This is a genomic window from Fulvivirga imtechensis AK7 (genome assembly GCF_000331535.1).
Lineage (GTDB): Bacteria > Bacteroidota > Bacteroidia > Cytophagales > Cyclobacteriaceae > Fulvivirga > Fulvivirga imtechensis.
Genome location: NZ_AMZN01000027.1, coordinates 82208 through 106848, shown reverse-complemented (window position 1 = coordinate 106848; position 24641 = coordinate 82208). Strand labels below are relative to the sequence as shown.

At 45.1% G+C, this 24641-nt stretch carries 14 protein-coding genes; 7 read left to right on the top strand and 7 right to left on the bottom strand.

The window, feature by feature from the left end:
- Positions 1-19: 19 nt before the first annotated feature.
- The 7 genes from C900_RS08505 to C900_RS08475 form a co-directional block, all read right to left on the bottom strand.
- A complete protein-coding gene (locus C900_RS08505; RefSeq protein ID WP_009579340.1) occupies positions 20-994 on the bottom strand; it encodes an isoaspartyl peptidase/L-asparaginase family protein in 975 nt (324 codons plus the stop codon).
- Positions 995-1007: 13 nt separating this feature from the next.
- Positions 1008-2942 carry a glucosamine-6-phosphate deaminase gene (gene nagB, locus C900_RS08500; RefSeq protein ID WP_009579339.1) on the bottom strand — a complete coding sequence of 645 codons (1935 nt, stop codon included), beginning with the start codon at positions 2940-2942 and terminating at the stop codon, positions 1008-1010.
- A gap of 6 nt (positions 2943-2948) precedes the next feature.
- Complete coding sequence (locus tag C900_RS08495) at positions 2949-5240, bottom strand: GH92 family glycosyl hydrolase (protein ID WP_009579338.1); 2292 nt, start codon at positions 5238-5240, stop codon at positions 2949-2951.
- On the bottom strand, positions 5234-6229 hold the full coding sequence (locus C900_RS08490) for an ROK family protein (protein ID WP_009579337.1): 996 nt from the start codon (positions 6227-6229) through the stop codon (positions 5234-5236). Before C900_RS08490 ends, C900_RS08495 begins: the two co-directional genes overlap by 7 nt.
- Positions 6226-7668: a sugar MFS transporter gene (locus C900_RS08485; protein WP_009579336.1), complete on the bottom strand. Its 1443-nt coding sequence runs from the start codon at positions 7666-7668 to the stop codon at positions 6226-6228. The genes C900_RS08490 and C900_RS08485 overlap by 4 nt, the downstream gene beginning before the upstream one ends.
- A gap of 178 nt (positions 7669-7846) precedes the next feature.
- A complete protein-coding gene (locus tag C900_RS08480) occupies positions 7847-9532 on the bottom strand; it encodes a SusD/RagB family nutrient-binding outer membrane lipoprotein (RefSeq protein ID WP_009579335.1) in 1686 nt (561 codons plus the stop codon).
- Positions 9533-9553: 21 nt separating this feature from the next.
- A complete protein-coding gene (locus C900_RS08475) occupies positions 9554-12625 on the bottom strand; it encodes a SusC/RagA family TonB-linked outer membrane protein (RefSeq protein WP_009579334.1) in 3072 nt (1023 codons plus the stop codon).
- A 340-nt stretch (positions 12626-12965) separates the two neighbouring features.
- Between C900_RS08475 and C900_RS08470 the strand changes: the two genes are divergently transcribed.
- The 7 genes from C900_RS08470 to C900_RS08440 are packed head-to-tail and all read left to right on the top strand — an operon-like array spanning position 12966 to position 24559.
- Positions 12966-13709, top strand: a complete 744-nt coding sequence (locus tag C900_RS08470) for a DeoR/GlpR family DNA-binding transcription regulator (RefSeq protein WP_009579333.1) — start codon at positions 12966-12968, stop codon at positions 13707-13709.
- A 7-nt stretch (positions 13710-13716) separates the two neighbouring features.
- On the top strand, positions 13717-15963 hold the full coding sequence (locus tag C900_RS08465) for a GH92 family glycosyl hydrolase (RefSeq protein ID WP_009579332.1): 2247 nt from the start codon (positions 13717-13719) through the stop codon (positions 15961-15963).
- Positions 15964-15973: 10 nt separating this feature from the next.
- Positions 15974-17080, top strand: coding sequence for a carbohydrate-binding family 9-like protein (locus tag C900_RS08460; protein WP_009579331.1), 1107 nt, complete (start codon positions 15974-15976; stop codon positions 17078-17080).
- A 1-nt stretch (position 17081) separates the two neighbouring features.
- Positions 17082-18242, top strand: a complete 1161-nt coding sequence (locus C900_RS08455; RefSeq protein WP_009579330.1) for a family 10 glycosylhydrolase — start codon at positions 17082-17084, stop codon at positions 18240-18242.
- A gap of 6 nt (positions 18243-18248) precedes the next feature.
- Positions 18249-20591 (top strand): GH92 family glycosyl hydrolase, encoded by a 2343-nt coding sequence (locus C900_RS08450; protein ID WP_009579329.1) that lies wholly within the window; start codon positions 18249-18251, stop codon positions 20589-20591.
- Between the two features lie 18 nt (positions 20592-20609).
- A complete protein-coding gene (locus tag C900_RS08445) occupies positions 20610-22841 on the top strand; it encodes a GH92 family glycosyl hydrolase (RefSeq protein WP_009579328.1) in 2232 nt (743 codons plus the stop codon).
- Between the two features lie 20 nt (positions 22842-22861).
- Positions 22862-24559 (top strand): cupin domain-containing protein, encoded by a 1698-nt coding sequence (locus C900_RS08440; protein WP_009579327.1) that lies wholly within the window; start codon positions 22862-22864, stop codon positions 24557-24559.
- Positions 24560-24641: the final 82 nt, after the last annotated feature.

Here is a 24641-nt window from a genome sequence, read left to right as displayed (position 1 = left end):
TCGAATTATGATGCCGAACCTAACTCTTGATAAATGGCGAATCGATCAATTCAGACATTTTTATCGTTTTAACAGCATAGTTGAACCCTTTGTGGACGCTATACGCGCCATAGCTGCCATCTTTTCGTAATGCCAGGAAACCCACCTGAGTGTTAGCGATATCCTTTTCGTTTTTGACGATACGTTCTACTACCTCTTTACAAGCGGCTTCCGGTTCTCTGCCATGGCGCATAAGCTCTACTACCATGGCGCTTCCAGCGGCACGGATCACTGTTTCCCCCAGGCCGGTTGCGCACGCAGCTCCGATCTCATTATCCACAAATAACCCGGCTCCGATTATAGGGGAATCACCCACTCGACCATGCATCTTCCACGCTGCACCGCTGGTAGTACAAGCCCCAGATAGGTCGCCATTATGATCCATTGCCAGAAGGCCAATGGTATCGTGGTTTTCTATGTTGATGATGGGTTTATATTCTGATGTTTTCAGCCAGTTCAAATAGTCCTTTTTGGTTTGCTCCGTAAGCAGATTTTCTTCTTTAAAACCGTGAGTGAGTGCAAACTTTTTAGCTCCCGCACCTACCAGCATCACGTGAGGGGTTTCTTCCATCACTTTACGGGCCACGGCTATAGGATTTTTGATGTCTTGCAGAAATGCTACTGCTCCGCAACCGTCTTTGCTCATGATACAGGCATCGAGTGTCACTATTCCCTCGCGGTCGGGGAATCCTCCGATCCCTACGGTTTGATTGGTGGGATCGTTCTCCACAACTATCACTCCTTTTTCAGCAGCATCCAGTGCGTTACCTTTCTTGCTCAGCACCTTCCATGCCTCCTCATTGGCCATCATGCCATGATTCCAGGTGGAAATCACAATAGGACCGTCAGCTTTCCGGCCTGATGTCGAAAAAGCTTTTCCCAACAAAGTCTGAGAAAGCCCAAGAGCAGGTATGCCCAGTGATGCTATTTTTATAAGGTCTCTTCTCTTCATCATTCTTTGGTTCTGATTAATAAAAATATCTTTTAAATGCTTCAATAGCCTCATACTCAGGCAAACCTAAGGCGTCATATTCCCTGGCCGTTTCCCTATTCCGTTGTTCTGATCGCTGCCAGAATTCCCGGCTGTCCGCACCAGGGAACAGTGGCCTGTCTTTTTGCGACTGATGTTTGAATATAGCCCTGCGCTTTTTCAGCAACTCATCAGGACTTAACGGTACGGCCATCTCTATTTGGTGTATATCCCACTCCTGCCAGGCGCCACGGTAAAGCCATACCCAGCAGTCTTTCATCCAGGGTTCTTTTTTCAGTATTTCCAATGCCTGAAAAATGGCGTCCAGACAGACACGATGAGTGCCATGCGGGTCAGAAAGGTCTCCAGCAGCATAGATTTGGTGAGGCTTGATCTTTTTGATCAGGTTGACGATAATGTCCACATCTTCATCACTCAGGGGCCTCTTTTTTACAAGACCGGTTTCGTAAAACGGCATATCCAGAAAATGTACGTTCTCATCTTTCAGACCTATGTAGCGACACGCGGCCTTGGCCTCCCCTCTTCTGATCAGTCCTTTGATGCATTGTACCTCTTTGCTATCCGTTTCTCCCGGTCCTTTATCTCTGATACCCGCCACCACCTGTTCAAACATCCGGTCAGCGCTTTCCTTCACAAAATCAAACGCCTGATGATAATCGCTTACAAAGTCTGCGAACCGTACCACATCGTCATCAAAAACAGCAATATTTCCTGACGTTTGATAGGCCACATGTACCTCATGATTTTGATCGTGCAGGCGGATCAGCGTCCCTCCCATTGAAATGACGTCATCGTCCGGGTGAGGGCTGAAAATAAGGACGCGCTTTTGGGCGGGTTCAGCTCGCTCGGGACGCTTGCTGTCATCAACATATGGTTTGCCTCCCGGCCAGCCCGTGATAGTGTGCTGCAATTCGTTAAATATCCTGATATTGATATCATAGGCAGGGCCGAAATTGGCTACCAGATCACTTAACCCATTGTCATTATAATCCCTATCTGTGAGTTTTAATATCGGCTTGTCAACCTTTTTACAAAGGTTGATCACTGCTTTTCGTTTCAGCTCACTGGTCCATTCGCATTCCCCCACCATCCAGGGCTCGTTGATCCTTACCAACTGGTCGGCAGCAGCAGTATCCAGAATAACTGTTGCATTGGGATGGTTCTGCAGGAAGGTGGCGGGAATTTCATGACTTGCCTCTCCTTCCACTGTTCGCCTGACGATTTCCGCTTTTCCCTCACCCCAAGCCATCAATATCACCCTTTCGGCATCCATAATGGTACCCACACCCATTGTGATAGCCTTTCTGGACACGTTCTCTTCTCCAAAAAAGTCGCTGGCCGCATCTACTTTAGTGACATGATCCAGGGTGATAAGCCGGGTCCTGCTTTGCAATGTGGAACCGGGCTCGTTGAAACCTATGTGCCCGGTACGACCTATACCGAGGATCTGCAGGTCCAATCCGCCAAATGATGCGATCTTACTTTCATATTCCTGGCAATAAGCGGCCACCTTATCAGCCGGCAGCGTGCCATCAGGTATGTGCATGTTCCCAACTGGAATATCTACATGATCAAACAAATGCTCATGCATGAAGCGTACGTAGCTCTGTAAAGAATCAGGTGTAATGGGATAGTATTCGTCAAGATTAAATGTGACGACATTTCCGAAACTCAATCCCTCTTCCCGGTGTAACCTCACCAGTTCATCATAGACCTTTGTGGGTGTAGAGCCTGTAGCCAGGCCAAGCACGCACGTTTCACCAGTTGCCTGCTTGCTTCTGATCAATGCCGCTATCTCTTCCGCCACAGCAACGGAGGCTTCCCGGGAGTCGTCATAAACTTTGACGGGGATATTTTCATAGCTGTTTCTATCCCCTTCTACTTTTTTAGATCTTTCTTCTTTTACTGCCATTGGTTTTTATTCCTTTATTCCTGAGTAGGGGTAATTCTCTTCTTCACTGGCCCAGGAGGTATTGGGCTCCGGCCCCATGACAAACCTTAAATTCCCGCCCTTCATCAATTCCTCATGTGTGATATAGGACCTGCTTAGCGGTTGATCATTAAGGGTAGCCGATTGAACATAAATATTTTCTTCACTTACATTTTCTGCCTCAACAGTAAATTTCGTGTCTCCGGTCAGTGGTATTTCCGCCTTCTCAAAAAGTGGAGCTCCAATCGTATATACCCCATTGGCAGGATTGACGGGATAGAATCCGAGTGCCGACAAAATGTACCATGCGGACATTTGTCCGCAATCTTCGTTGCCACATAAGCCAGCGGGTTCACTGGTATACAATTGCCCCATGATCTTCCTCACTGTTTCCTGTGTTTTCCATGGTGCTCCCGCATAGTTGTAAAGGTAGGCTATGTGGTGGCTCGGCTCGTTGCCATGGGCATACTGCCCGATCAGCCCGGAAATATCAGCCGAAATATTATCACCGTGAATATCGGAATCTTCATTAAACAAAGAATCCAGCATATTGATAAATACCTGCTCGCCACCCATCAGTGCAATCAGTCCCTCCACATCGTGGGACACAAACCAACTGTGCTGCCACGCATTACCTTCGGTATAGTCGGCATCCACCCGATGTGATGAAAATTTCGGATCAAAAGGTTCTTTCCAGGTGCCATCGGTAAGTTTGCCTCTCATAAACCTGGTCTGTGGGTCATACAAATGCCTGTAGCTTTGCGAGCGCTTGATGAAATAATCATAATCCTCTTTATTACCCAGTTTTTTTGCCACCTGAGCAATGCACCAATCATCAAAAGCATATTCCAGGTTTTTTGTGACCGACTCATTTTCCAGGTCAGCAGGTATGTAACCGTATTCTTTATAAAAGTTTACCCCTCTGATGTCCTGCACGGCACTTTTCTTCATAGCTTCATAAGCTTTTTCCCTGTCGAAGCCGTCATACCCCTTCAGCCATGCATCCGTAATTACCGGTATTGCATGATAACCGGTCATGGTGTTGGTTTCGTTGCCTGTAAGCTCCCACACCGGCAACAAGCCATACTCATCATAGTGGCTGAGCATGGAATTGATGAAATCATCGACCCGCTCTGGCTGAGTAATGGTGAATAGAGGATGCGCAGCCCTGAAAGTATCCCATAGCGAGAAAATGGAATATTTGGTATAGTCTTCGGCCTGATGCACCTTACCATCGGCACCTTTATATCGCTGGTTGTGATCTGAATAGATCACAGGAGCCAGATTGGAGTGATATAGCGCGGTATAAAATATCTTTTTATTGGTCTCGTTCGGATCGGTGATTTTGATCTTGCTCAACTCTTTTTCCCATTGATCTGATGCCGCCTGTCTCACCTGGTCAAAATCCCAATGTGGAATTTCAGCGAGGCTTTTTTGGGCGCCTTCGATATCCGCGCTTGATAGTCCTACTTTTATTTTTAAAGTCTTTACCGACTCATCAAAGCGCAACAATGCAGTCAATTTCTCTCCATCGGCTTCATCACCAGTTACTGCTGTAGTGTCGCTGTAGATCTCAATAGCGGCAACTGGTTCAGAGAAACTGGCCGCAAAGTACAGGTGCTGATCTTCTGCCCAGCCTTTGGACTTGCGGTAGCCCACTAAAAGGCTTTCTTCCTCCATTTTCAAATAGGTATCAGTGGGCTTATCCCAGTTGATGGCAAAACCAAGGTCTACCACTACGACCGGAGCCCCGGATCCATCATAAGTGTACTGGTGAAATCCTGCTCTTTCGCTGGCTGTCAGCTCTGCTTTTACATGGTTGTCGTCCAGGTAGACGCTGTAGTAGCCAGGTTCTGCGTATTCATTCCTATGAGAAAATTTTGATTTGAAATCGTAGTTATTTTTGGGATGCACTTTTCTACCTGCTTCTACCGGCCGGTGAACCGGCATAAACAGGATATCTGCCAGATCGCCAATACCTGTACCACTGAGGTGGGTATGGCTGAAGCCTACAATTACGCTATCATCATAGTTATACCCCGACACCCAGTCCCAACCTTCTGTTCCGTTGTCGGGACTAAGCTGCACCATACCAAAAGGAACTGTTGCACCCGGGTAGGTATGGCCATGCGCGGCAGTGCCAATAAAAGGGTCAACATAGTCGGTATATCTGACTTCCGCTTCAACAGTGGTCTGCTCCACGGGTTGACTACAGGCAGCCAGTAGCGCCAGAGCAGGTAAACAGGCAATCTTTAGCTGTGGTCTATACAAATTCAACATGCTGAAATATTTTGCGGTGACTGTTCATTTTTGCTATCCATGTCGTGCCAGATGAGTGCAGCAGCACCAAGTATGGCAGCATTTTGCTCCCCAATGGCAGAGGGAAGTATTTTCACTCTGTTTTTGTACAGGTTAAGCATAAATTCCTCGGTGTAGCGCCTTACGGGCTCAAAGAGAAGGTCTCCGGCATTTGCCAGGCCACCAAACAGGAAAATAGCTTCCGGGCTGGTATGCGCCACCATATCTGCAAGTTTTATACCCAGCGTTTTTGCTGTAAAATCAAAAGCCTTCAAGGCTACGGGGTCCCCTTTCTGGGCAAATTCAGCAATAGTAGCAGCGGTTAGGTCATCGTAGCATATCTTTCTCAAGGCGCTATCCGACTTTGACCATCCCAGCATCTCCTGCACTGTTCTTACGATGCCCGGGGCCGAAACATAGGTTTCCAGGCAACCCTGTCGCCCGCAGCCACATTCCCGACCGTTGATATCGACAATGACATGCCCCACTTCACCGGCAAAGCCATCATAACCATAAAGCACCTGTCCATTCACTACAAAACCACTTCCCAGGCCTGTACCCAGCGTGATCACTACAAAATCCTTCATTCCCTTAGCCGCACCAAACAGCATTTCACCAAGAGCGGCCGCATTGGCATCGTTTGTCAGCGCCATCGGTACATCATAATATGCTTTAAACTCTTCAATAAAATGGAGAATACCACGCCAGCGCAAATTAGGAGCATCGTCAATAGTGCCCTTAAAATAGTTGCCGTTAGGGGCGCCAACGCCTATGCCGACTACTTGATAGCCATCGCCAACCTGAGCCAAAGCCGATTCAATTCCAGCATGAAGCTCTGCCAGGTAGGTATCAAAAGATTCACGCGCATTAGTTCTAATGCTATTGGAGATCAACACGTTGCCGTCCCTGTCAGTCAGACCGAATTTGGTCCCTGTTCCGCCAATGTCTATTCCTGCTACAAGTTCCTTCATGATTGTGGTTTTATTATCTGGTGGCCTTTAAGTCCGTAGAAAATTAAATAAAGATAGCAAAGCACCGGCAACATAAAGGAAAGCTGAATACCAATTGCATCCGCCAATGCCCCCTGCAGTGGCGGTACGATAGCCCCACCCACTATCATCATCACCAACAGAGATGATGCCTGGCTTGTATATTTGCCGAGGTCTTTGATTGCAAGGGTAAAAATATTCGACCACATAATCGAGTTGAACAGCCCTATGCCAATGGCAGCCCAAAACGCCAACTGTCCGTAGCTAAAGGATACAGTTAGTAACAGCCCTACAACCGCCAAGGAGAAAATCGTTAATGTTCTCGCTGGCTTCGATCCCCCGAGCATAAAAGCAGCATAGTTAAGTGCCATCAAAAGAAAAAAGTAGGCTAGCTTGTCAAGGGCCATAAGTTCGAAATAAAACTGGCCATTTTCGTTCCTGATACTGGTAACAAAGTATATTACTATGAAAGAAGCTACTGCCGTAAGCAACATAAGCAGATATTTTCTACTCCTGCTCTCCAACGACCCAAGAGAAATAGCTCCTAAAAACCTACCGGTCATGGCGCCTCCCCAATAATAAGAGAGAAAAATACCTCCGGCAGCTTCACTCAGCCCCATGATCTGCTCCTGCGCAAACAAATTGATCAAAAAGCTTCCTATGGAAACTTCACCTCCTACATACATGAAAATAGCGATCATGCCTAACACCACATGACGATATTGAAGGGCTTTAGCCCCTGTTTCAATTTTATCACTACTACTAAATGAAGGCAAATGCACCATTTTTATCATCAGCGCAAGCACCAGGAATACCAGTCCATAGATGATATAGGGAAGCTTCAAGGAGTCTACAGAAATATCACCATCCGAAAAAACTTTATAAACCAGCAAGGCTCCGATAACAGGCGCCAGTGTCGTACCAAAAGAGTTAAAGCCCTGGGCAAGATTCAACCGGCTCGATGCGGTAGCGGGTTTGCCTAAAATAGCTGCATAAGGATTAGCGGCAATTTGCAACACTGTAACTCCCGAAGCCAATATGAATAATGCACTAAGGAAAAAGCCATAAATCTGATAGGAAGCCGCGGGGTAGAACAGAAAACACCCTAACCCGCATAAAAAGAGCCCCACCAGAATGCCGTTTTTATATCCTAGCTTCGCGATAGGGTCTCCTTTATAGGCGGATATGAAAAAGTACAGCAGAGAAACAATGAAAAAAGCACCAAAAAAGGCAAACTGAACCAATGCAGCCTTAAAATAAGATAGTTCAAAAACAGCCCTGAGGTGTGGTATAAGCACATCATTCATCACCGTAATGAACCCCCACATAAAAAAAAGAAAAGTAACCGTAATAAAAGGCTTTGTATAGCTCCTGGCCTCAGTGCTTGCAGAAATGCTTACCTGCTGCGGTATGTTATCCATTGCTGATTTTTAAGAAGTAGTGTTGTAATTAGATTCAAATGCAATGCTGCCACTTTTCCACAGCAGCATTGTCCTTAAGTTATAAATTAAAATTTGATTCCTCAGAGTTTTGTTGATGAAGATAAGCACGAACACCGACCACTATAAAGAAAGTCGAATGTCCGTGCAGAATCAACCCCTATTTCGTAAACCACAGCGGAATATCCTGCTGGTCAGGACCCTGCCGGCTGATGGCCTCATCTAAGTTTGTACCGTTGGTATTTCTGGCATTGCTTCCATACCTCATCCTTTGAGGGTAAACACCGTTGATCTCTCCGTAACCATAGATATCCGAATCATCTACGCCATCGGCTACATCAGCAGGATAGCCAGACTTCCTTACCACCGCCCAGGCTTCGAAGCCATCCGTATAGTCTGCTATCCATCGCTGCACGCTGATCTGTTCGAGCATATCATCAGTAGTGCCAGACAATGTAGCTATTGCAGAATTGATCAGAAATTCGGTTATATCTTCCTCTGCCACCTCCCAAAGCAGCATGCCCTGACGGATACCTTCCTGGTAGAGGGTATTGGCATCACCTCCTCCGAAGCCTCTTACAGCAGCCTCTGCTCTGAGGAAATAGGCTTCTGCAGATGTTAGGATCAGCTCAGGAAATATCTCTCCGCTATTCTTAGCCTTTGTAATGATCTCTGCAGGCTTTGAAAAGAAGCTATAGTTGGCAAAGTAGTAGCTGGTTAGGTTCAAGCGTGAAGGCTGACCTACATAGTGAATATTCTCAGGCATCACCACCTCAATCTTCGTTTCACCGTCCACTTCTACTTCGCTTGTGGTATAGGGCACCCCTGCGTCATCGAGGTTGGTGAGCATGAGGTCAAGAGCCTTCTGCTCAGCTCCATTTTCGGGTTTGGGAATAGTAAAAGTTCCCCCATCAGCAGGTACGGCATATTTCCCAAGTCTTGGATCATTATTATCTCTCAGGTAGTCAATCAGTGTTTTGCTCACAGTCCAGTTAGATCCAAGACCAAAGTTATGCCACACGTCACCGTAGGCTGCACTACCCCATTGTGAGATTACCTGATCTTTAATAAGTAATGCACTTTCATCCTGAGTTTCAATTAAAGGGTTAGCCAGGGCTTCAGTGATCGCTCCATTAGCAAAATCTGCTCCGCTAGCTCCATATGCCCTCAAAGCAATCCTTAACTTTAGTGTGTTTGCCAATCTTTTCCATCTCTGAAGATCTCCTCCGTAGTACAAGTCATTATCAGCCAGGTCTTCAATGGCATTACCTGTATTTGTAGCCTCTCCAATAAGCGTCATGGCCTCATCCAATTGATCTAATATACCCACATAGATATCCTTCTGAGTGTCAAACTTAGGGGTGATTATATCCGGATTTCCAGCTTGCTTGTATGGAATTTCACCAAAAATATCGGTGTATTTTTGATAGTAAAGCCCCTTCAGGATCAATCCTACCGCATGCATTTTTTCATTTTCAAAATCGCCACCGGTAGCCGTAAGATCAAGGTAGTTATCCAGGTCTCGCAGATAGCTTTCCAGCCAATCCCATGTAGCATTTGTATATTCTCCGTGGTAGGCATATCCCAGCTCATCGGTCCACCAGGAACCTTCAAATCCAAAACAGAAATGACCTGCATAACGATCGCCATGTATCAACGGGCCCCTCCAGTAGGGGTATCTGTTGGGCGCAAAAAGATTAAACTGTGGATTGGTCAGAAAGTACCTGCCACTGGCCTCATCAGCCGTAACAGCGCCAGGGCGTTGGTTCAATTCATTGAAATCCGATGTACACGACATCATCAGAACCAAGCCAAGCGCGAATGCTTTGTTATAAATAGCCTTCATAATCTATATCTTTAATAATTTTTAAAAATCAATTTTCACGCTGAACCCGTAGCTCCTGGTAGTCGGCAGGTTATAAAACAGCACACCTTGCCCGAATGAAGTTGTACTGTAGCTTGATTCAGGATCGAAATTGTCAATCTTCTTTGTAAGGAAGAATAAATTGCGACCTACAAGACCAATGGATGCCGTTTTAATAAAAGTTTTTGAAAGCAACGAAGCGGGTAATCTATAGATCAGCGATGCCTCACGCATTCTGATATTGGTCTGGTCGTAAACGTAGTTGGAAGCTATTCCTGTAAGCCCACCAAAATATCGCTGGGCTGATACGCTCGTGGTATTTTCTACATACACAGGCTCTTCCGCAGTGCCAGTGTTGACCATCGCATCCAGCACAACTCCATCCTCACGGTATTGCAATGTTCTTTTAGAAGCTCCCGAAGCATCTAGCCCCGCATCAGCACCGGAATACACTTCTCCGCCTATGCGTGCATCGATCAACAATTTCAATGACAGATTTTTATAGCTGAAAGCGTTGGTAACACCACCAATCCAATCCGGTTGGTAGTTGCCCAGGTAAACATGCTCGGAAGAAGCTACCGGGACACCATCAGCATTTACGACTATTTTACCATTGGGAGCTGTCATATAGGTAGTCCCATAAATGTCGCCATACCCTCCTCCGGCTGTTGCCCGTACAGTTACACTGCCTCCATTTGTGGTGCTAAAGGTGTAATTATCCAGGTCTTCGATTAACTCTTCCAGCTTATTCTTATTATGAGCAATGTTAGCAGAGACCTCCCAACTGAAGTCAGGTGTTCTTACAGGAATACCCCCAATAAGGATCTCTACACCACTATTAGTAATTTTCCCCACATTAGTATTGAAGAAGCTATAACCTGTAGATTGTGAAACAGGAACTGCCCAGATGAGATCTTGAGAGGTAATGTCATAATAAGTAAAGTCTCCAAACAGCCTGTTACCGAACATTTTCCACTCTAAACCAAATTCGATGGTAGACACCTGTTCAGGCTTGATATCAGCATCGAATCGTGTGTCGGGCTTTGACAATGTAGTTCGTCCTAAATATCCATTCTGGTCAAGATTGTAGGTGTTGGTCAACTGGAATGGATCAGTATCGTTACCCACTTGCGCCCAACTGGCTCGTATCTTTGTAAAGTTCAAAATTCGCTGCCCGCTATCGATAAATTCATTGACAAGCACCGATAAGCTTGCTGAAGGATAAAAGAACGACCGGTTTGCTTCCGGCAATGTAGAGGACCAGTCATTTCTGGCTGTCAGATCTAAATATATAATTTCTCTAAAAGCCAATTGAGCAGAACCATATAGAGAATTCACCTCCTTGGGCCTCAGGAAAGAATATTGCGGAATGAGTGTAGTAGCGCTAGGCAGTGTTGACTGGGTAGGAATCTTGAATCCTTCCCCAAATATGGAGTAGCTTTCATCTTCTTCATAGCGATGGTTACCACCAAAATTTGCCGATACCGTTATATCCCCTAAGTTCTTGTTATAGCTCAAAAGGAAATCAGCATTGATCTCTTTGGACTTGCTGGTACCATAGTTGAACCTACCCGACCCATAAAACCAGTGCCCATATTGGTTAACCGTCTCTATCTTTTGATCTGTAAAGTCTCCACCTACGCGTGCAAATGCTGAAAAGTTATCTGTAAACTGGTAATCTACTTTAAAGAAGCCGAACACTCTGTTGCGCACATCATCATTTCTATCATGGTTCAGCACCCAATAGGGATTCGCTCCCCCGTCAGTATAAGACCTTACGCTTAGATCTACCTCATTTTGAAAATCTTTCAGATCATCGAAATCAATATTTCTGGGTATGGAATATATGTTTGCAACCACACCTTCCGTTCCGAGAGAAGGACGATTCTGACCTTCTACATTTGCGTATGTGATCTTACTATCAAACGATAGCTTATCCGTCAGATTCATAAAACCTCTCAGATTAAAGTTATGCTTAGAGATCTCCGAATTAGGTAGGATCGAATTGGCCTGTACATTGGTATAAGAGAACAGGATATTTGCATTTTCTCCTCCTCCTGTGAGGCTCAAAGTATTAATAGCAGTAGAACCTGTTCTGAAAAAATCTTTCACATTGTCCGGCTGAGAAGCGTAAGGTTTGTTTTCACCTGTAAAATAAGGCCGGTTGCTTCCGTCAAGCCTGGCGCCCCATGAGCTACCGGTGGTAAGCTCCACATTACCTTGCGACCCCTGGCCATACGCATCCTGCAATTCAGGGAGCACCAACGGGTCTTCGAATGTTACATTAGAGGAAAAACTTACCCCAAGCCCTTTTCCTGCCTTGCCCTTTTTGGTAGTAATGAGAATAACACCGTTACTAGCCCTGGAACCATATAAAGCTGCAGCATTAGGACCTTTCAGCACAGAAATAGAAGCAATATCGTCCGGGTTAATGTCCGCGATACCATTTCCATAGTCAGCACGAGAGTATTCACTCGCAGTATTGCTATTGGAAGAGCCGAAACCGGCATTATCCATTGGAATACCATCTACCACGTATAGCGGCTGATTGTTACCGGTCAAGGAGTTGTTACCTCTAAGTATTACGCGGGTGCTACTACCCGGCCCAAAAGTATTGGGCGACACCACTACACCCGCCACCCTACCTGCCAGCGAGTTAATAACGTTTGTCTCCTTAACTGTGGACACCTCTTCACCATCGACCTCAGTCATGGAGTATCCTAATGCTTTTTTTTCTCTTTCCACACCCAGGGCGGTGATCACCACTTCAGACAACTGGGTAATATCAGGAGTGAGTTGTACATCGATAACAGATCTGTTATCAACTGGAATGGTTTGAGATTCATAACCTACAAAAGAAAAGTAAAGCTGTTGACCACCTCTTACTTCTATTTTATAGTTACCTCCGGCATCGGTAATCGTACCGTTTCCCGTACCGGCAATGAGAACTGTTACACCCGGCAACGGCTCATTTTCACTGGCATCTGTAACCGTACCAGTAACGACCGCCTGAGACCTGGCTTCCACGAAGAAGAGGGTCCCAATGACCATAAGAGTGAGTAATTTTTTTAACATAGTTAGATGATTTGATTAATAACATTCTCTAATACTAGCAAAACCCATAACCAATTCCAAGATAAAAATGCATAAACATGCATAAACACGCATTTAAAGTTATTAAAATCCTGTTAATTATTTTTTAAATCTATTTTAAATAACGCAAATAGCTGCAATACCACTTGTTTCATTCACGTTGCTGAGTCGAAATAACCGACTTAACGCCTTATGAAAGATGCATTTACAAGTAAAACAATTAAAAAAAAGCATTAACATGCGCGTTTGTGCGTTTTTATTACATATATTTAGGAATTGATTACTTTTGATTGGATCAGTCAGTCAACTAGCTTATCATATAATGTTAAAAGAGGAAAGGCATCATTTTATTTTACATCTTATCAACCTGCATAATAAGGTCTACTCAACTACCTTAAGCAAGGAATTGAATGTATCGGAAGACACTATAAGGCGGGATCTCAAGGAGCTGGCCGAAGGGGGCTATATTAAAAAGGTGCATGGAGGAGCCATGGCCAATCCACACATTACTCCTGCACAGATCAATCCCACGCCCAATGAGGAGTTGCTGGAGATAGCCAAAAAGGCTAAGGACCTTATTAACAATGACGAAGTCATTATCCTGGATGGGAGTCCCGCCAATCAAATTTTGATTGATGTGCTTCCCCGCGATCTAAAGGCCGTTATTTTCACCAATTCACTGACTATTGCCACCCGGCTATGTGAATTTCCTAACCTGGAAGTTATTTTTCTTGGCGGGAAGATCATCCACAAATCACTGGTAAGCGCCGGCCTGGAGGTGATCAACTACCTCAAAGATATTCATGCTGACCTGTGCCTGCTCCAGACTTCAAGCATACATCCTGATATCGGCATCACCGATAGTGACCGTGAGCTCTCTCTTACAAAAAAGGCTTTTATTGACGCCTCCAGAAACGTGGTCGGTCTGTGTCTCTCCAATGCAATCAATAGAATACAACCTTTTAAAATAGAAGCGATAACCAGGATACAAACGCTGGTGACTGAGTTAAAACCTACTCATGAATCACTTCAGGCCTTTACCAATAAAGGGGTTAAAGTCTTATAACTAATTTATGACCAAATACTTCACCATATTACCCTTCCTTATCTATTGCTCCAGCGCTTTTGCCCAGGATTATACGCAATTCGTGAATCCTTTTATTGGCACCTCAAATTATGGCGCAACACATCCGGGGGCTGTGTTGCCGGCAGGAATGGCCTCTGTAAGTCCCTTTAATGTTGCATATAAAAAAGGAGATGGTAATGTTTTTGAAAAAGACAGCGAGTGGCACTCCAGAACGTATGTGCATGAAAACAATTTCCTTACGGGATACTCGCATGTCAACCTCAGCGGAGTAGGTTGTCCTGACCTTGGCAGCATTTTATTAATGCCCACGACTGGTAAGCTGGAGCTGGACCCTGAAAAATATGGCAGTACTTACCGCCTGGAGCAGGCAAGTCCCGGATACTATTCGAATCACCTGACAAAGTACAACATCAAAACAGAAGTAAGCGCCACCATGCGTACAGGCATCAGTCGTTATACCTTTCCTGCAGGCGAATCACATATTTTGCTTAACCTGGGGCTCGGCCTTACCAACGAGACCGGGGCAGCGCTAAAAATTGTATCACACACGGAAATAGAGGGGTACAAATTAATAGGCACCTTCTGTTACAACCCTGAAGATGTAAGGCCTGTATATTTTGTAGCCAAATTCAGCAGACCGGCAGATAAGTTTGGTGCCTGGAAAAAGATGCCCGAATACACTGCAGAAGCTGCCTGGACCACGTACAACAATATCTACAAGCCATACAATGGTTATTCATATGAAATGGCAGGGGAAAATATAGGCACCTACTTTTCATTCCAGACCCGTGAAGGAGAAGCCATTGAAGTGAAAATTGGTATTTCATACGTGAGCATAGCCAATGCACGGGAAAACCTGGAAAAAGAGCAACCAGCGTTTAGTTTTGATCAAACTGCGGCTAAGGCAAAAAGTGTCTGGAACAGTCTTTTGAAGAGAATTGAAGTACAAGGTGGAACAGATGATGAAAAAACTATCTTTTATACCGCCTTATATCACATATTGCTTCACCCTAACATATTCCAGGATGTTAACGGTGACTATCCGTTGATGGAAAGTTCGGGGATCGGAAAAACAAACGGCAACAGATATACCGTATTTTCATTATGGGATACCTACCGAAACCTCCACCCATTCCTTTCATTGGTATACCCGGAGCTACAATCCGATATGATAAACTCCATGCTAAGCATGTACAAAGAAAGCGGATGGTTACCTAAGTGGGAGCTACTCGGCATGGAAACAAATGTGATGGTAGGAGACCCGGCCACTCCTGTATTAGTGGACTCATGGCTGCGGGGAATTAAGGACTTTGATATCGATCAGGCTTATGAAGCGATGAAAAAAGCCGCTATTACGACCGATGGCAACAAGCTCAGGCCGGGAATCGAGAAATATTCGACATTGGGATATATCCCGGAAGGCGCTTATGACAACCTTTGGGGTACGGTGTCCACTACACTGGAATATAACATCTCGGACTGGAACCTGGCGCAACTGGCCCGGGAGCTGGGAAAAAATGACGACTATAAATATTTCAACAAACGCGCTTTAAGCTACCGCAATTATTTCGATAAGTTTTCGGGCATGCTTCGCCCCAGGATGTCCGATGGCAGTTGGCTTACTCCCTTTGACCCGAAAGCAGGCGCCAACTTCGAACCTGTTGTAGGCTTTGTAGAAGGCAACGCCTGGCAATACCGCTTCTATGTTCCGCATGATATAAATGGTATGATCAAGCTGGTGGGAGGCAGCAAAAAATTCGTTAACGAGCTGCAAAGATGCTTTGACGAAGGTAATTATGATATGGCCAACGAGCCTGATATTACATATCCCTTTCTTTTCAATTATGTGAAAGGCGAGGAATGGAGATCGCAACTAAAAGTAAGGGAACTGATCGGCAAACATTATAGCAACACCCCCTCCGGAATCCCCGGCAATGATGATACCGGTACATTATCGGCCTGGCTGGTGTATAGTATGCTTGGCATTTATCCACATTGCCCGGGAGATATGAGCTATGCTCTGGTAAGCCCCGTTTTTGATAAAGTGACTATACACCTCAATCAGAAATACTACCCTGGCGAGAGGCTCGTGATACAAACTGAAAAGAACAAACCTGGCGATGTGATTATCGAGAAAGTAAAACTAAACGGAGCGCCTTACAACGGCTATTTCATTGATCACCAGAATCTTATAAACGGATCAGAATTATTATTTAAACTTAAAGGCCATTAAAAAACGGTATATGAAGATCAAATGGACCATAGCAGTTATTCATCTTCTTTTACTACCAGTATTTGTCTGCTGCGGGCAGCAGCAGCAGCCAGATATTACGTATAATCCGGAAGGTTATGTTTGCTATAGCACCACACCCCTCACCATTGACGGAAAGCTTGACGAAGCAGGCTGGAAAAATGCTCCATGGACCACCGACTTCGTAGATATCGAAGGCGACAAACAGCCGAAGCCTCTACATCGCACCCGCGCCAAAATGCTGTGGGATGATGAATACTTCTACATAGCTGCCGAAATGATCGAGCCGCATATCTGGGCCACCTATGACAAGAGGGATATGATCATCTTCCATGAAAATGACTTCGAAGTGTTCATAGACCCTGATGGAGATACCCACAACTACTATGAATTTGAGATCAATGCCCTCGGCACTTACTGGGACCTCATGCTGATAAAACCGTACCTGACAGGAGGCCCTCCTATCAACGCGTGGGACATCAAAGGGCTCAAAACCGGTATCGACATACAGGGAACGCTCAACGATCCTTCCGATGAAGACCGGTTATGGACGGTCGAGATCGCCTTTCCATGGGAAGTACTGAAAGAAGCGGCCCCGGAAGCCAGGAGACCCAGGAACGGAGAGCAGTGGCGGGTAAATTTTTCACGGGTAAACTGGAGGATAGAAAGCAAAAATGGAAAGTATGTAAAAACCATCAACCCCGAAACAGGGAAGGCCTTCCCGGAATTCAACTGGGTATGGTCGCCTCAGGGCCTGATCAACATGCACTTACCCGAAATGTGGGGTTTCGTACAATTTTCATCAGTGAAAGCGGGGTCAGAAGATGTTGAATTTAATAAGGACCCTGAAGATGAGGTCAAATGGCTGTTGAGAAATCTCTATTATGCTCAGAAAAAATACTTTGAAATACATCATAAGTATTCTAACAATATTTCATCTCTCGAATTGCCAAAGAACATTTCAAAAAATCTTCATCACCAACCTGAAATTCAGGTAACGAACTCGCTTTTTGAGATCTCCTATCCTGCAAAAGAGGCCGGCTATAAGTGGCATATCAGGGAAGACAGCAAAATATGGAAAACAAAGCAACTGAAGTAAAATGAAGAAAAGAGAATTTCTAAAAACATTAGGCAAAGGAAGTCTGGCTATCGTCAGCTCTCATACACTTTTGCAAGCTTGTATACCTAAGGAAACTGGCAGTACCGTGTCTGAAGTAAAGAATCTTTCTCCCAACACCAAAAACTGGACCTGGGTAACTCCCGAAAAAGGGCTTTCAGCCGATCAATGGAAAAGAAAATTATCCTTGGTAAAAGATTCAGGTATAGACGCCATACTTCTGGAGGTATACAATGGCAACCACACTTACTATGATAACAACCGCCTGCCGGTAGAAGAAAAGCTGCTGGAGAAGCTCGTACCTATCTGTAAAGAACTGGGACTGGAATTCCATGCCTGGATGTGGACCATGCCCTGCAATAATGAAAAGATCGTAAAAGAACACCCCGACTGGTATGCCGTAAACGGGCTGGGTCAGTCTGCCGCTACTCATCCCGCTTATGTTGATTATTACAAATTCCTGTGCCCATGCCACCCTGAAGCACAAGAGTTTGTAAGACAAAACGTGGAGGCCCTGGCTCAAATTAATGATATCGATGGTGTACACCTGGATTATGTCAGGCTACCGGATGTTATTCTTGCAGAAGCCCTTCAGCCTAAGTATGATATCATTCAGGATCGGGAGTATCCACAGTACGACTATTGCTACTCTCAATACTGCAGAGATCAATTCAAGAAAAAAACCGGCATTGACCCGCTAAAAGACCTGAAAGACCCTTCAGCCAACCAGGAGTGGAGGCAATTCAGGTATGACGCTATTACCAACCTGGTGAATAATAAACTGGTACCCGAGGCCAAAAAATACAATAAAAAGGTCACCGCTGCAGTTTTTCCCAACTGGGAAAGTGTAAGACAGCAATGGGGAAACTGGCATCTCGATGCCTACCTGCCTATGCTATATCACAATTTTTATAACGAAGATATCAACTGGATAAGAGAACACACTGAAAAGGGTATAGCGCGGCTGCAAGACAAGAAACCCGTATACAGCGGCCTCTACATCCCCTCATTGAGTCCAAAAGAACTTCAGCAGGCGTATGAAGCCGCTCTACAGGGTGGAGCCGGAGGAATCTCTATTTTTTCCATGAACCAGGTTTCCGAAGAACATTGGAGAGCACTGGCTGAAGTAGCGGCCAAAAGTTGATATGTTATGAAAAGAAGTTATTTCAAAGCACACTTTCTATTGCTTGCGCTAGCCGGAGTCGCTTTTTCGTGTAGCAAAACAGCTAATACCTACGAATCGGAACGGGAAGGAGTATCTGTAAATCTGGTCGAGTTGGTAAATCCTCTGATGGGTACTGATTCCGAATTTAAGCTATCCAATGGCAATACATACCCTGCCATCGCCAGGCCCTGGGGCATGAACTTCTGGACACCACAAACCGCAAAGATGGGAGATGGCTGGACTTACGCCTATGATGCCTATACTATCAGAGGTTTTAAGCAAACGCATCAGCCCAGCCCGTGGATCAATGACTACGCAGCATTTTCATTGATGCCGATAGCCGGTAAGCTCGAGATCAATGAAGAAAAGCGTGCCTCCTGGTTTTCGCACAAAGCTGAAACCGCCATGCCACACTACTATAGTGTTTACCTGGCTGATTATGATATCAAAACAGAAATAACGCCTACAGACAGGGCTGCCTATTTCCGCTTTACTTTCCCGGAAGCTGACGAAGCGTACATTTTATTGGATGCTTTCGACATGGGCAGCTCGGTGACGGTGATATCTGATGAACAAAAGATCATAGGCTACTGCACGAACAACCATGGCGGTGTACCCGACAACTTTAAAAATTATTTTATCATTCAATTTGACAAACCTTTTGAAGTGTCTTATACCTGGAAAGACTCCACATTAAAAGATCACCCCACGGCAACAGGAGAGCACACCGGGGCTGTCATTGGATTTAAAACTAAGCGTGGTGAAGTTGTTCACGCTAAAGTAGCTTCTTCCTTCATCAGCCCGGAACAAGCGGCACTTAATCTGGAAAGAGAAGTCGGCTCCAAAACCTTCGATGCAATCAAAGAGGAAGGACAGCAGATATGGAACAAAGAGCTGGGACGAATAAAAGTAAAAGGTGGTACTACAGACCAACAAAAGACTTTCTATTCCTGTCTCTACAGGACACTACTTTTCCCCAGGAAATTCTATGAATTCAATGAAAACGATGAGATCGTTCACTACAGCCCATATAATGGAGAAGTACTACCCGGCTACATGTACACCGACAATGGCTTCTGGGATACTTTCAGAGCTGTTTTCCCTTTCTTCACGGTGATGTACCCCGAAATGAACAGCCAGATTATGCAAGGACTGGTCAACACTTACAAAGAAAGCGGCTGGCTGCCGGAATGGGCCAGCCCGGGACATCGAGATTGTATGATCGGATCCAACTCCGCATCGCTAATTGCAGATTCGTACATCAAAGGGATCCGGGATTATGACATTGAGACACTTTATGAAGCTATCTTAAAAAATACCGAAAAAGAGCACCCCGATATTAAATCGGTCGGTCGGTATGGAGCAACATATTACAATCAGTTGGGCTATGTCCCCTACGATGTCGGGATCAATGAAAATACTGCCAGAACGCTTGAATACGCCTATGCTGATTTTTGCACCTGGCAACTGGCTAAAGTACTTGAGCGACCTCAGGAAGAAATAGATCTTTTTGCCCAAAGGGCACAAAACTTCAGGAATGTTTTTGACCCTGAGTCCAATTTGATGAGGGGCAAGAATAAGGACGGATCATTTCAGTCGCCTTTCAACCCATTGAAGTGGGGTGATGCGTTCACCGAGGGTAACAGCCTCCATTACACCTGGTCTGTTTTCCAGGATATACAGGGGCTTGTCGATCTGATGGGTGGTCGTGAAGCATTTGTCGGCATGCTCGATACCGTATTCTCTATGCCTCCTGATTTTGACAACTCCTACTATGGCTTCACCATCCACGAGATCAGGGAAATGCAAATTGCCAACATGGGCAACTATGCGCACGGCAATCAACCCATCCAGCATATGATCTATCTCTACAACTATGCGGGCGCTCCATGGAAAGCTCAGAAACATGTAAGAAATGTAATGGACAGACTGTACAGTCCGCAACCAGACGGATATTGTGGTGACGAAGACAACGGCCAGACCTCAGCATGGTATGTCTTCAGTGCTATGGGTTTCTATCCCGTTACTCCCGGCTATCCTTCTTATGTAATTGGTAGTCCGCTTTTCCGGGAAGTAGAGCTGCAACTCGAAAATGGCAATACGTTCACCATCAAAGCAGCGCAAAACAACCGTGACAATGTCTTTATCAGCAGTGCTTCACTGAATGGTAACACTTTGGAAAAGCCATGGATCACCCATGAAGACATTCTAAATGGAGGAGTTTTATCCTTTCAGATGAGTGTACAACCTAATAAACACTGGGGAACCGGAATTGAAAGCAGGCCGCCATCTATGAGTGAGCCGCAATATGTAAAAAAGGAGCAATAGATCAGCTCTTGATCAACGATGAAGAGAAAAACTATTATATGGACATCATTGGCAGCGTCACTGGTATGGTCATGCAGCGGACAGGAGAACACTGAGCCTGACTACACATTTGAGCCGGCTTCGTATGTCGATCCATTTATCGGCACGGGGGGTAAAGGCAAAACCTACCCAGGAGCTACGGTGCCCTTTGGCATGGTTCAGCTCAGCCCTGACAATGGCAGAAATGGCTGGGACTGGATATCGGGTTACTTCTATCCTGATTCGGTCATAGCCGGATTTAGTCACACCCACCTCAGCGGCACCGGTATTGGCGACCTTTATGATATCTCTTATATGCCTGTTACATATCTGTTGCCGGTAGAAAGGTCTGAGTCCCTGGCAAAAGAAGTAGGCTCTGAATATTACTCACTTTTCAGCCATGCCAATGAAACAGCCGCCCCGGGTTATTATCAGGTATACCTCAATGATTATAAAATAAATGTAGAACTGACAGCCACAGAAAGAACAGGCTTACAGAAATATACGGTAGATGACAGAGACAGTCTTCAGATCATTCTTAACCTGGGTTATGCACGCAACTGGGATAGCACCGTAGAAGCGTCTGCTGAAATACAGGGTGATTCCATGATCGTAGGATACCGCAAGTCGATCGGGTGGGCGCCTGACCAACGGGTGTACTTCGCCTCCATCTTCTCAGAACCCTTCGATGCCTATCAGCTTCTGGCAAAAGATAGCCTGATAGCAGACACCAGTGTAAAAGGCAGTGAGGTTCAAGTCATTTTGACTTATCCATCAGCAAAGAATAAGTCTGTGACCATTAAAACAGGTATATCATCTGTAAGCATCGAGAATGCACTGCTCAACCTGGAGGCAGAGAGCCTGAATAAGTCTTTTGAAGAGGTAAAAGAGCAGGCTGCTACTTGCTGGGATAACGAACTTGGCAAAATAGAGGTAGTTTCAAAAGACGAAGGTAAAAAAACCTCGTTTTATACTGCTCTCTACCAAAGCATGCTTGCCCCTACCCTTTTTTCAGATGTCAACGGAGAATACAAAGGCGCTAACGGAAATATTTGCACAACAGCCGACTACGAGAGGTATACCACTTTTTCACTCTGGGATACTTTCCGGGCTCAGCATCCCTTACTTACTATTTTGCAGCCCAGCCGTGTGGATGATTTTGTCAACTCCATGCTTAGCCACTACGATGAATACGGCTACCTGCCTGTATGGGATCTTGCCGGTAATGAAACCAATATGATGATCGGCTACCATGCCGTACCGGTAATTGCCGATGCTTATTTGAAAGGTTTCAGGGGTTTTGATATCGATAAAGCCTACCAGGGCATGATCAAAAGTGCGGAGGCCGAGCATTTTGGACTAAAGGACTATATGAAGTATGGCTATGTGCCCGCTTCCGATAACGAATCTGTGTCATTAACCCTTGAATATGCCTATGACGACTGGTGTATTGCCCAAATGGCGAAAGCTCTCGGCAAGCAGGCGGATTATGAAATATATTCAAAAAGGGCACTGAGCTACGTAAATTTGTTCGATAAAAGCAGTGGCTTTATGCGAGCCAAAGATTCTCTGGGTAACTGGAGAAAGTCATTCTCACCCATGCTATACAACAGTGGCGACTATACAGAAGCCAATGCCTGGCACTATACATGGTTTGTCCCTCACCACCCCGAAAAACTGGTTGAGTTGATGGGAGGCAAAAAGGCGACCAGAGAAAAGCTCGACTCTTTGTTTACAGTACCTCAGGCTACTGATACAGTCCCTGAATGGATATCAGGGTATATTGGTCAGTACGTGCATGGCAACGAGCCCTGTCATCATATCCCATACCTGTACAATTACACCGACCAACCCTGGCGAACACAGGAAAGGGTTCGCCAGATTGCCAACGAACTCTACCAGCCGGAGCCTGCAGGCATATGCGGCAATGAAGATTGCGGACAGATGTCAGCCTGGTACGTATTCTCTGCTATGGGTTTTTACCCGTTGAACCCGGTAGGCGGTCAGTATGCTATTGGTGTACCTCTTTTTGAAGAGGCTGTAATTGAGCTACCAGGAAACAAAGCCTTCAAAATAAAAGCACAAGGGTTATCAGAAAAAAACACGTATATACAACATGTTTCTATAAATGGTAAGCCTCTTAAGAACCTGCAAATCTCCCACAAACAAATCATGGAAGGAGGTGAGCTGGTATTTAAAATGGGTCCGAAGCCCTTTAATTTAGTTCAATGATGTGATCAGACTTATGTAATATGAGAAATAAAAAGCCATACATCGAAGTTCAAAGTCAATCCCGCTCATGCTGGGAAGGGTGGAATAAAATTGCCGATGCTTTGAACAGCAAGATCAAATCGCTACGCAGCAGGAAAATTATCATCACTGTGGAATGTTACCAGGGCACCTATGAAGATATTAACCTGAGAGAGCTTAAAAAGAGGCTTCCTGTAAATGCCACCTGTACTTCCAGGGATGTATTTAAAGATGAAGATGAGATCACCCGGCAATGCACCAAAGACCTATCGAGGATGCCTTTCTCCGCCTCTGCTTCCACCCATGACATTGAAGAATATTTCGACCAGAACAAACTCCAGGCGCTAAGACAAAATATCGAGTTTATAGAGGAAGGGATAGTACTGATCTTTGGTGTGGGTGCCAGCAAAATATGTATACCCGACATCCTGGTATATGCCGATATGTCGCGTTGGGAAATACTACAGCGATTTAAGCGACACGATGTTTCCAATATAGGTGTTTCCAATAGCCAAGCGGCATTTGAACAGCAGTACCGGTGGAGCTATTTTATCGACTGGAAGATCTGCGATAAAATAAAGAAACAGCTTTTAAGCCAGTGTGACTATTATCTTGAGACCAACAACTGGGAAAAACCGAAGCTGGCTTCCGGGGAGATCATTAGAGAGGCTATCCTTCAGGCTACCACACAGCCATTTTTTACGGCACCTTTCTACGACCCTGAGCTTTGGGATCAAAGGGCCGCTGAACCCAGGGAGGAGGAGTTTTCCTGGGTATTCAATTGTGTCGCAGAAGAAAATAATGTGCTTTTCAAGATCAGCGAATGCCTCATCGAAGTGCCATCCATCAACGTGATCTATGCTGCCCCAAAAAAACTGCTTGGAGAAACAGTGTACAACCACTTTGGCTCTGAGTTACCTATCCGAATGGTATTTATCGACACCCTGGACGGCACCCAGGAGAAACTGTTTGCGTGCCCCGGAATTGATTACCTGAAAGATAACTTCGGTTTTTACCTGAGTCAGTGTGAGACGTTTTATGTTATGGATACCACTGCCGAGGCGAAATTGCGAATGGGATTCAAAAAATCTATAATCCCAGAAGACCTGAAAAGCCTTCTCAACAAGGATAATACGATCAGCAAAGTGGCGTTGGATAAGTTGCTGAATTCCATTTTACTAAAGCGGCACGATCACATCAACATCCCTGCAGGCATAGCCCATAGCCACGGCAACAATTCCATGATCCTCAAGATCAGCGCTGCTCCTGAAATATTCACTTTTAAACTTCCTGATGACCTCCTCGAATTAGATGAAAGTTCGCGGTCATTATACAGCGAAGAAGTAAAAAAGCTGACAAGCAATATTTTATCATCGGGTGATATAGACAGCCGTTATTATAACCAGGCCACACCATTGACTACCGCATATCGTGAAGAAATACTTAACCAAAAGGGTGATCTGCTGAATATTAAGAGGATGTGGTTTGAAGAACCAATTCTTCAAAAGACCAACAACTGCGTACAAGTACTTAACCTGATCGAAGGCGAGGAAGCAATAGTTGAAAGTCCAGATGGGCAATTTGAACCCTTTATTGTACATTTTGCCGAGTCTTTTATCATCCCTGCAGGGATCAGCGAGTATACAATAAGGCCAAGCAAGAAAAATAAGGCATATGGAGTATTGAAAATTTCGATATGAGAAGGTTTTAACTCAGCAAAAAGCTCCAAAAAACAAGAAAGGACGGATTTCAGCCTTTCCAAGGGTATATTCTGATGTAAAA